This window comes from Psychrobacter sp. (genome assembly GCF_036731945.1).
In the GTDB taxonomy this organism is placed as follows: domain Bacteria; phylum Pseudomonadota; class Gammaproteobacteria; order Pseudomonadales; family Moraxellaceae; genus Psychrobacter.
Genome location: NZ_DAINDI010000047.1, coordinates 8,773 through 17,703, shown reverse-complemented (window position 1 = coordinate 17,703; position 8,931 = coordinate 8,773). Strand labels below are relative to the sequence as shown.

The 8,931-nt window shown below is 43.8% G+C and carries 8 protein-coding genes; 4 read left to right on the top strand and 4 right to left on the bottom strand.

Translation table 11 applies throughout. The features are described from left to right. Positions 1-52: 52 nt before the first annotated feature. On the top strand, positions 53-1,408 hold the full coding sequence (locus V7D75_RS10260; protein WP_333614483.1) for an ABC1 kinase family protein: 1,356 nt from the start codon (positions 53-55) through the stop codon (positions 1,406-1,408). A 120-nt stretch (positions 1,409-1,528) separates the two neighbouring features. Continuing rightward, positions 1,529-2,872 carry a YbfB/YjiJ family MFS transporter gene (locus V7D75_RS10255; RefSeq protein ID WP_333614482.1) on the top strand — a complete coding sequence of 448 codons (1,344 nt, stop codon included), beginning with the start codon at positions 1,529-1,531 and terminating at the stop codon, positions 2,870-2,872. Here the strand turns inward: V7D75_RS10255 and V7D75_RS10250 are convergent. Further along, positions 2,869-3,357: an Lrp/AsnC family transcriptional regulator gene (locus tag V7D75_RS10250; RefSeq protein ID WP_333614481.1), complete on the bottom strand. Its 489-nt coding sequence runs from the start codon at positions 3,355-3,357 to the stop codon at positions 2,869-2,871. The two genes, V7D75_RS10255 and V7D75_RS10250, sit on opposite strands and share 4 nt — an antisense overlap. A gap of 227 nt (positions 3,358-3,584) precedes the next feature. Between V7D75_RS10250 and leuA the strand changes: the two genes are divergently transcribed. Further along, entirely contained in the window at positions 3,585-5,369 is a 1,785-nt protein-coding gene (leuA, locus tag V7D75_RS10245) for a 2-isopropylmalate synthase (RefSeq protein WP_333614480.1), read from the top strand. 287 nt (positions 5,370-5,656) lie between these two features. Beyond that, positions 5,657-6,268: a hypothetical protein gene (locus tag V7D75_RS10240; RefSeq protein WP_333614479.1), complete on the top strand. Its 612-nt coding sequence runs from the start codon at positions 5,657-5,659 to the stop codon at positions 6,266-6,268. Between the two features lie 131 nt (positions 6,269-6,399). Here V7D75_RS10240 and accC read toward each other — a convergent pair whose 3' ends face one another. The 3 genes from accC to V7D75_RS10225 form a co-directional block, all read right to left on the bottom strand. After that, complete coding sequence (gene accC, locus V7D75_RS10235; RefSeq protein WP_333614478.1) at positions 6,400-7,767, bottom strand: acetyl-CoA carboxylase biotin carboxylase subunit; 1,368 nt, start codon at positions 7,765-7,767, stop codon at positions 6,400-6,402. 158 nt (positions 7,768-7,925) lie between these two features. Then, positions 7,926-8,354 (bottom strand): acetyl-CoA carboxylase biotin carboxyl carrier protein, encoded by a 429-nt coding sequence (accB, locus tag V7D75_RS10230; protein ID WP_144296917.1) that lies wholly within the window; start codon positions 8,352-8,354, stop codon positions 7,926-7,928. A 249-nt stretch (positions 8,355-8,603) separates the two neighbouring features. Further along, a partial coding sequence (locus V7D75_RS10225; RefSeq protein ID WP_333614477.1) for an MATE family efflux transporter occupies positions 8,604-8,931 on the bottom strand: 328 nt, incomplete at its 5' end.

Below are 8,931 nucleotides of genomic sequence, written 5' to 3'. Positions count from 1 at the left end.
TTTAACTCTTCCTATCCTCATCAACTCCTTTTTATTACCATAGTTGTTTTTTATGAAAATTCATCGTCCGCATTTATTAAAGCATACCTTTAATGTCGTTAATCGTGTGCGCCAAACCGCAAGCGTTGCTGGTTTGTCTGCACTGAGAGTTGCAAAGGGTGAAAAACCTGATGCGATGCTGTTAAAAGAAACCTTTGAACAATTGGGTACGACTTATATCAAAATCGGGCAGTTTATCGCCAGTACGCCATCATTATTTCCACGTGAATATGTAGAGGCGTTTCAGAGCTGTTTGGATCAAACGACGCCATTATCGTACACTTATATCGAACAGGTATTAAAAGAAGAGCTGGCCGCCACTGGCCTGACGCTTGAAGAGATTTTTGCTTATATCGACGAAAAACCACTCGCTTCAGCGTCTATTGCCCAAGTGCATGCAGCGCGTTTACATAATGGCGATGAAGTAGTGCTAAAAGTACAAAAACCAGGCGTTGAAACCATCATGCAAACCGATTTGGGGGTCTTGCACGCTGTGACCAAGTTGGTTGAGCTGTTAATGCCTTCTATGCGTTTTGCCAGTATTGCGCCAATTATTGATGAGATTCGTCTGCGGATGCTTGCCGAAACCGATTTTATCGCTGAGGCGCAAAATATCCGTGATTTTCAGCAATTTTTAGCGATATCAGGAAATACACGCGTCGTTGCGCCAACCGTCTATGAGGAGCTGACCACCAAGCGTGTACTGACCATGAGCCGCTTATACGGCGTTTCTATGGTAGATGAAGCCGCCATGCGTCAGTATTGTAATGATCCGGCGCAAGTGATGGCAGATACCCTTAATACTTGGTTTGCCAGTCTCATGCTCTGTAATAGTTTCCATGCGGATTTGCACGCGGGTAATTTAATGCTATTAACCGATGGGCGTATTGGTTTCTTAGACTTCGGTATCGTTGGTAAATTAAAAGCTGAGAGCTGGCGCGCCTGTATGGGTATGATGCAAGCAATGCAAGACAGCGATTATCAAGCCATGGCGCGCCATATGATTGATATGGAGATGACCCATGGCGGCAACCAAGTTAACGTCGCGGCATTGGGCAATGACTTGCAGCGTATGATGAAAACCATTATGGCAGAAGACAAAGCCTTTACCAGTGGCGTGCCTTTTAATAGTAAAGAGCAAGCTGATGAATTAAATAAAATGATGTTAGAGATTGTCGAGGTCGGTAAACGTCATGGCATTCATTTCCCACGTGATTTTGCTTTACTGACCAAGCAGATGCTCTATTTTGATCGCTTTATGCGCACGCTTGCCCCCGATATGGATATGTTTAGTGATCAGCGCGTGCAAATGCTGGGACAAACAGCAGTAGATGAACAAGCAAGCAATCCAATTCGCAATATTTCTTAGTAGTAAGCGCGTTATAGTAGTAAGTGTTATATTGAGACGTTTTTTGTATTTTTAATTGATTAGGTATGGCTTTTTTTAACACAAAGGATTGTGGGCGTTTTGCCACAAAATGGCTCTGTCATGATGACTGCTCTTAAAAGCCGTGCTACTACTATTATTACCAATCAAACGGTAATTGCTTGCATAGGGTTGTATTGTCTGGCAGTAGTGATGGGGTTTGGGCGCTTTTTATTTACCGCCACCTTACCTGATATCATGACGCAATTATCGTTATCGACGGTCATTGCAGGTTGGCTGGCTTCGGTCAATTATAGTGGTTATTTTATTGGCGCGCTGATTGCGATGTTTGTGCCCCAACGTTTGACATGGCAAATGCTCATAACATGGACAGCCGTCAGCATCGTGACTACCATGCTATTAGTCGTGCCAAATCTATCATTGAATAGCTGGTATATCATCAGGCTGCTATCAGGTATCGCCAGTGGGGTGGCGATGATTTTAAGCTCATCGCTGGTTATTCAAAGCTTTAGCAATGAGCGCCGCTCAGTGCTCTCAGCTTTGCACTATGCGGGGATTGGCGTCGGTATCAGTGCCTCTGCCGTCTTGACATGGTGGCTATTAACGCTCGGTTATCATTTCGATATTATTTGGTTGGTAGCAGGAGTTATCAGTCTGCCGTTATTATGGCTACTTTATGCTATCAGACCGCAAAATCTGATTTCACCTGACTTACCATCATCTAAATTATCGTCCTCTAACTTACAATGTCCTAAGCGACAATCCTCTAAGCTATCATCTCTCAAATCGAAGCCTGCCGAATTAAACCATAACAATCAACACCTATCTGTACCGCAAGCTTATCGTAATTTTAAACGTTCGTTATATGAAGCGGCGGCTGGTCATAGCAAGGCGATTGCATTACTGTCGGCAAGTTATGTGCTGGCGGGGTTTGGTTATATTACGTCGGCGACTTTTTTGCCAGTCATGGCAACGCAGCGCCTGACGGCACAAAGCTATGCAGGGTTATTGATTTGGTTGGTAGTTGGTATCTTTGCCATGTTATCAAACCCTATTTGGGGCGCGCTTGCCAAGCGTATTGGCGAGAGTAAAACCTTGATGGGGTTGACGTTGTTGCAAGCTTTTGGCATGTGTTTACCACTATGGTTTGATGGCGCTATTGGCTTGTACGGTAATGCGGTGATTTTAGGATTAACCTTTGTTGGTATGGTGTCAATGACACTTAATTTGATTAAAAATATCAATCCCGCTTACTCAAATTTGTTGATTGGGCTGGCAACTTTGGCTTATGCCATAGGGCAGTTCATAGGACCGCTGGTCACGGTGGCGCTGGCAGGGAAACAGGATAATTTTAACGCGGGTTTATTGGTCGCGGCTAGCGGTTTATTATTCGGATTGGCTTTAGTTTTCTTTTTTCAGCGTCAAGCTCAAAAGCAGTCAAACTAAACCACGCTACGGCTAAAGACTTCTCGTAGCTCAAAGCTGGTATGCACTTGGGCGACGCCTTCGATGCGATTGAGCCTATGCAATAAAAACTCTTCATAATGCGCCATATCACGCACCCGTACTTTGATTAAGTAATCTTCGGTGCGACCGGTGACGATACTACAGCTCACTACTTCATCGAAACTTTGGATTTTCTCTTCAAAATGCTCAAAGCGATCTGCAGTATGGCGATCCATACTAATCGCGATAAAAACGGCTAAAGGATAGCCAAGTTTTTGCGCATCGGTCTGGGTATGGTAGCCGGTGATAATACCTGCTTCTTCCAAGCGTTTGATACGGCGCGCGCAAGGGGTCGCGGATAAGTTAACCCGTTCGGCAAGCTCAGTAATACTCATACGTGCTTGGGTTTGTAGTAAGCGTAATAATTGTTTGTCGGTAGCATCAATATCTATAGGTAAAATATTGGTCGTATGATTATTTAACATCGGATATCATCTATCTAGTGGAATAATCTAATTATAGGTGAAATAGTGGTTTATTTCACTAAAATATTATAAATAGTAGCTAAATAAAGCTGATTTCTAGCACAAAAACTTTGTTATTATAATGGCATAAACTTTTATTATCTCGTATGATAAAGAGTGCTTGGTCATTAGTTGCCCAGTTAAAAATATACTTCAACTCAGCTCTTTATGTTATCTAAGGATTGATTATGCCTAATCAAGCAACACGCAATGCAGACCGCGCGCCTGCAAAAGTCACCCCAAAAAATGCCGCTTTTGATTTCCGTAAATATCGTCCATTTGCGTTTGCTCCTGTGCTAGCAGATCGTACATGGCCGAGCAAGACGATTGAGAAATCACCAATTTGGGCAAGCGTGGACCTGCGTGATGGCAATCAGGCGCTGATTGATCCGATGACCATTGAACAAAAAATGCGCTTTTTTAAAACCTTGGTCGATGTGGGTTTTAAAGAGATTGAAATTGGTTTCCCATCGGCGGCGCAAGTAGAGTTTGATTTTGCTCGCAAATTGATTGAAGAAAATCATGTCCCTCACGATGTGACTTTGCAAGTATTGGTGCAGGCGCGTGAGCATTTGATTGCCCGTACTTTTGAATCATTAAAAGGCGCGAAGCGTGCCATCGTTCACGTCTATAACTCAACCAGCCGCGTACAACGCGAAAAAGTATACGCTAAGGATAAAGCAGAAATTAAAGAAATAGCCATTGCTGGCGCTAATTTATTGGTTGAATACGCAGCCAAATATCCGGAAACAGAATGGGTATTCCAGTATTCGCCTGAAAGCTTTAGTCAAACAGAAACTGAATATGCGGTCGAAGTCTGTGACGCGGTTTGTGAGGTTTGGCAGCCTGAAAACGGTCAAGAAGTGATTTTAAACTTGCCAGCGACGGTTGAAGCATCAACGCCAAACGTATTTGCCGACCAAGTTGAGTATTTTTGCCGTCATATTGCCAAGCGTGAGCATGTCACGGTAAGCTTACATACGCATAACGACCGTGGCTGTGCGGTGGCTGCTGCCGAGCTTGGCGTACTTGCTGGTGCCGATCGTATCGAGGGTACCTTGCTTGGCAATGGCGAGCGTACCGGTAATATGGATATCATGGTTATGGCGATGAACTTGTTCAGCCAAGGTATCGACCCAGAGCTTGATTTTAGTAATATGAGTGAGATTGTACAAGTGGTGAGCGAGTGTAATAACTTGCCACTACATCCGCGTCATCCATACGTTGGCGAGTTGGTCTTTACCGCCTTTAGTGGCTCGCATCAAGATGCCATCAAAAAGTCTCTTGATTACAATGAAAAACATCAAGATGAAACCAATAACGTTTGGGATGTTGCCTATTTGCCGATTGATCCGGCGCACATCGGTCGCAGCTATCAAGACGTGGTTCGTATCAATAGCCAATCTGGTAAAGGCGGCGTTGCTTATATCTTGCAGCGTAACTATGGCTTTAATTTGCCGCGCTGGATGCAAATCGACTTTAGCGGTGTGGTCCAAAAACAAGCGGAAAGCGCTGCTCGTGAATTACAGAATGATGAAATCTTACAAACCTTTGAAGAGACATATCTACAGCAAGGCAGCTTCGAGCTTCTAGATTATAGTGTCAATAACAAAGGCGGCGAGGTCTACTTTAACGGTCAAGTACAGATGAATGGCGACACCATTACTATTGACGGAACCGGTAATGGTCCATTGTCATCGTTTATTGATGGACTTGCGCAGCACACAGGTAAATCCATCCATGTTATTAACTACGCTGAGCACGCGATTAATCCGCAGCATAATAGCGGTGATGGTATCGATGATGATACCAACAATGATAATAAAACCAACGCCAATGCCGCGGCTTACATTCAGCTAAATGTAGACGGTGATGTTTACTCAGGCATCGGCACTTGTAGTAGCACGGTATCAGCGATGCTGAAAGGCGCATTGTCTGCTTTTGCTCAAGCGGCTAGCCCAGTTGCTGCTTAATATCGCCTTTAGCTGATGTTAAAATAGCTCAGTTTACGATGCTAATCTATAACGCCATGGCTTTTGCAAATTAGCCATGGCGTTATTTTTGTGTATATACACTTAATATTTGGTAGGTGAGTTTTAAAAACAATATTGGGCATGAATTCATTGATGAAGTGTTACGTTGAGGTCAGGGTTGGTCAAAGTCGTACTACTAATAGCATAATGTTACTTGTGTTTTTGGTGTCTAAGACTTACGCTAATGTACGTCTTATTTATTATTATAATATTAAAAAAGGTTAATTATGGAACCTATATCTTTTGCTTCATTTTCATTGGCTTCTATTTTAGCGTCACTGCCAGTGAACGGTGAAGCGGTTAGCAAACCTACCGTTACCACTCATATCAGTCCCGCTATCGCCGGACAGTGGGAGATAGATTTAGACAGTGACATCACGATGACCAAAGATGCGCAAGCCAAGCAAGCGGCGTCAAAGATGGAGCTGGGCAAAATTGATGAACCAAAAGTCAATGCTGGCGCTGAGGGTGGCGTGTTGACCCAAAATGAAAAGCGTATCATCAAGGTGCAGCCAACTAGCAGTAAAAACCTGTTAACCGCTAAGTCTACTCAATGTCGAGAGATTTATAACTTTGCTGCCGATAATGAGATGTGGGCAGTTAGTGGTAAAGAATGGACTTACGGGCGTTACTTAGTCACCCATCGTGATGAAGGCTTGCCTATTATTGCGCTAAAAACGGTTTATGATAATAACGAAGTCGATTGCTCGGGTAATCAGGTAGATCAAACTGGCGAGGCATTAATAGCGTTTTTGAACCATGAAGGCAATAAAATGCAGTGGTGCGCCGATCCTGAGGGTACAGAATGCTTTATGAATTTCACCAGAATATTACCTTAGCATTCTTTTAGCGTTATTTATAAAATTTAAGCAGCACTTTATAAAATTTAGACATATAAAAAAACCGCTATCTTTTAGGTAGCGGTTTTTTTTAATTTCTGCTTAAACAAAAAGACTAAGACTAAGACTAACTAAGAAGCAGCATCAGCTTTATCTTTATTAGATGTTAATAATTCTCTTTCTAGATAATGAATGTTTTGTGCTTCATTAACGAATTTATCATCCGCTAAAATCACATCACGATGTAAGGATATATTGGTTTTGATACCTTCAATCACCAATTCGTCAAGCGCATGCAGTGTCTTAGATATTGCTTGCTGACGTGTTTGACCGTGACAGATCAGCTTACCAATCAATGAATCATAATAGCTTGGAATCTCATAACCTGGGTAGAGGTGCGAGTCAAAACGCACGCCCGCGCCACTTGGGGCAAACAACTGATTGACCGTACCTGGACAAGGCATAAAGGTCGCTGGATCTTCGGCATTGATACGGCATTCTATCGCATGGCCTTGAATTTCTATCTCGCTTTGGCGATACGATAGACCATAACCAGCGGCGATTTTAAGCTGTTCAACGACGACGTCAATACCGGTAATCATCTCAGTGACTGGATGTTCAACCTGCACGCGTGTATTCATCTCAATAAAAAAGTATTCATTATTTTCAAATAAAAACTCAAAGGTACCGGCGCCGCGATATTTCACCAGCTCACAAGCTTTAACACAAGCATCTAAAATAGGCTGACGCACATCGTCAGGGATATCTGGGGCAGGTGCTTCTTCTAAGACTTTTTGGTGACGACGTTGTAATGAGCAGTCGCGGTCATACAGATGAATGGCATTGCCATTACCGTCGCCCAGTACCTGTACTTCTACGTGGCGCGGATTTTGGAGATAGCGCTCCATGTAGACGGTATCGTCACCAAACCACAGCTCAGCCTCTTGTTTGGCAGCTTGTACTTGGCCAATAAGCTCATCAAAACGCTCAACAACGCGCATACCGCGGCCACCGCCACCAGAAGCAGCTTTAATCAAGAGGGGAAAGCCGATATTGCGCGCTTGCTCTTCAGCGTTATGCAAAGTGACGGCACCCACTGAACCAGGAACTGTTGGTACGCCCGCTTTTTTCATGGCATTAATGGCTGATACTTTATTGCCCATTAAGCGAATGTGGTCAGCATTGGGACCGACAAAGGTTAAGCCAGCTTCTTCGACGCGTTCAGCAAACTCAGCATTTTCTGCCAAAAAACCATAACCGGGGTGAATGGCATCAGTGCCGGTGATTTCAGCGGCGGTCAAAATGGTGCTAATATCGAGATAGCTTTGGTTGGCGTTGGGTTTGCCAATACAGATTGCTTCATCAACAAAGCGTAGGTGCATTAAATTGGCATCCGCCGTTGAATAGACACCGACGGTCTCTATGCCAAGCGCCTTGCAAGCTCGAACGATACGTAGGGCAATCTCACCTCTATTGGCGATGAGCAGTTTTTTTATCATGGGGTCATCCTTGTCAAAGCGGCAGTCATTGATAGCCTCGCTATTTTAGACATCGTAACAGCAAACTGCGCTACATAAAATTTAGACAAACCGAGCGCTGATGTCGATGAATAATAACGAGGTCTCAATCATTACAAAGTAAAGGTTGGTAGATAGCGTTACGCTTTATAGCGTATGACTGGCTGACCAAACTGTACCACTTCAGAATTATCCACTAAGATTTCATCAATGACGCCGCTTTGAGTCGCTTCAAGAGGATTCATGATTTTCATGGCTTCAATGATACCAAGCGTATCGCCTGCTTGTACTTTTTGACCGACCTTTACAAATGGCGGATCGTTAGGACTTGGGGCTGAATAATAAACACCCACCATTGGCGAGGTTTCAACGCTGCCAGCTTTGACGGCGGCTTTTGCAGCGGCAGCGACAGGTGCAGCACCTGCGGCAGGCGCAGCCATCATCGTCGGTGCTGGCGCATCATAGTGACGAGTTAGACTGATGTGTTCGTCGTCTGAGCTGATTTCTAAATTAACCAGTTCACTTTCTTCCATGAGTGCGATCAGGGTGCGTATTTTTTCAATATCCATAATTTTAATTTTGCCTTGTACTAATTTCTAGAAAAAAATAGTGTAACTAAATATTGTATTGGTAATTGCTAATGATACCTATATTCACGCCAATGAGCAATCGATGTACAGTTGTTAACTGAGTTTTTTTACATATTATGACGTAAGCGTGCTTAAGCGTAAGAAATATTCAATGATTTATCATAGTCGATGTCATAAGGTAGCGCCAGTCATGGTTACTAGACGCTACGTTTGAACCAAGCGACCGCATCAAGCCCATAATGTTGTCAAGCGTTTTTGCTGATAGCGCAGACGCAGACTTAATAATATAGACGATAAGAATAACCCAGTGATGAGCGCCATCCAAAAACCCTGGGCGCCAACGTCGGTGAAGCGCACGAGATAGACGCCAAGTGGTAAAGCAACCAACCAATAACAAAATAGCGTCACCCACATCGGCACCGTGGTATCTTGCATACCGCGTAATATACCAGCGACATTGACCTGCCAGCCATCAAATAATTGATAAGCGAGGGCAAAAATGAGTAAGTGCATGGCTTGGGCGCGTACCACAGGATTGTCGGTGAATGCCGCCGCC